This window comes from Aureimonas glaciei (assembly GCF_014643375.1).
GTDB classification, from domain to species: domain Bacteria; phylum Pseudomonadota; class Alphaproteobacteria; order Rhizobiales; family Rhizobiaceae; genus Plantimonas; species Plantimonas glaciei.
In genome coordinates, this window is sequence record NZ_BMJJ01000031.1 from 1 (window position 1) to 1409 (window position 1409).

Here is a 1409-nt window from a genome sequence, read left to right on the forward strand (position 1 = left end):
ACGACGCTGCCGGAAGAGGAGCGCGTCGGGTTGGCATTCGTGTCTGCACCAGACGCGGCGACGGAGGCGCCGCCTTCCGCCTCAACGCAGCGTGAGATCATTGCCGAGCCCTTTCTTCGCGGCTCCAGCACCGATGCTGCCGTCAACGTGGTCGAGCGATCCGCCGACCGCGCCATTCCGCCGACGGCAGCGCCTGTCTCGCTTCCGGCGGAAATCATTTCCGCTGAACTAAGCGACCATCAGGCCGTGGCGCCGACTGGCCGAGTTCTCTTCCTCAGCGGCTTCGAGAATTCGTGCGACGACCTTTGTAAGAATAACAAGGAAAACTGGGCACCAGACACGGCCAGTGACGTTCGCGTGCTGGTACGAGTGTTTCGGGACATTCTGGAAGAGCATGGCGTCGAGCATTCAGGCGAGATCGGTCAGGAGCATGTCGCCGCTCTTAGGCAGCATCTGAACGACATCCCGACGCGCTATGGGCAAAGCGCGCGGCAACGCGCCATGAAGCCCGCAGCGCTGCGGGCGTTCGCCGCCGAAGAGGTTGCCCGCGGCGAACGGTTGGGAAACGCACGCCCCTCCGTTGGGCTTTCGGCGGCGACGATCCGAAAGCATCTCGGCAACCTCGATACTTTTCTCAATCATGTCCGCGCCAGCGGTTACGCTCTGGCTGACTGGTCGCTCAAGGGTCTCCGGCCTCGCAAGCCCAAAGCTGGCACGCTGCGCCTGAAGCAGGCGAAGCCTGCGCCTGAGACTGTGCGGCCGATCTTCGACCTGCCGGTGTTTACCGGCTGCCAGGATGCAACGCACCGAGAACTGCCCGGTGACGCCGTCTTCCATTCCGGCGTCTATTATCTTCCGATGCTCTTCACCTACCTCGGGGCCCGCCGCTTCGAGTTTGCCGGGCTGAACACGGAGGACATTTTGGATACGCCGAACGGTCCGGCCATCCACATCCGGGCAAACGATCTTCGCAACATCAAGAACGCTCAGTCTGATCGAACGCTTCCGATCCCGTCCGAAGTTCTGCGCCTCGGATTTCTCGACTACGTCGAGGCCATCCGCAAACTTGGCCACCGGCAGCTTTTTCCGGAGCTGTTTTCGCCGTTGCTGAAGACGAACGATCCCGGGGATCGATTCTACAAGGACTTCGTCCCCCTGGTGAACGCGTCGCCGCAGTTTTCTGAGGACCTGTGGAAGCGTGCGATCCATGCCCTCCGCCACGGATTTGCCAACACCCTGAAACAGGCAGGCGTCGACTCAGCCGTCATCGACGACATTTCCGGCCGGCTCGGCGGCTCCGAAACCGAGCTTCGCTATACGAACGTGGCGGGACTGCCCCTGATCAAAAGCCACCTCGTCAAATACCCGTCGATCACGGGGCATCTCGAGCCTCGGCCTATCTGTCTTCT

1 protein-coding gene is annotated in these 1409 nt (G+C 61.8%); it reads left to right on the forward strand.

All coding sequences use genetic code 11. The features are described 5' to 3' along the window. Positions 1–1409 (forward strand): site-specific integrase (locus IEX88_RS26610; protein WP_505625261.1); only part of this gene is annotated, 1409 nt, incomplete at both ends.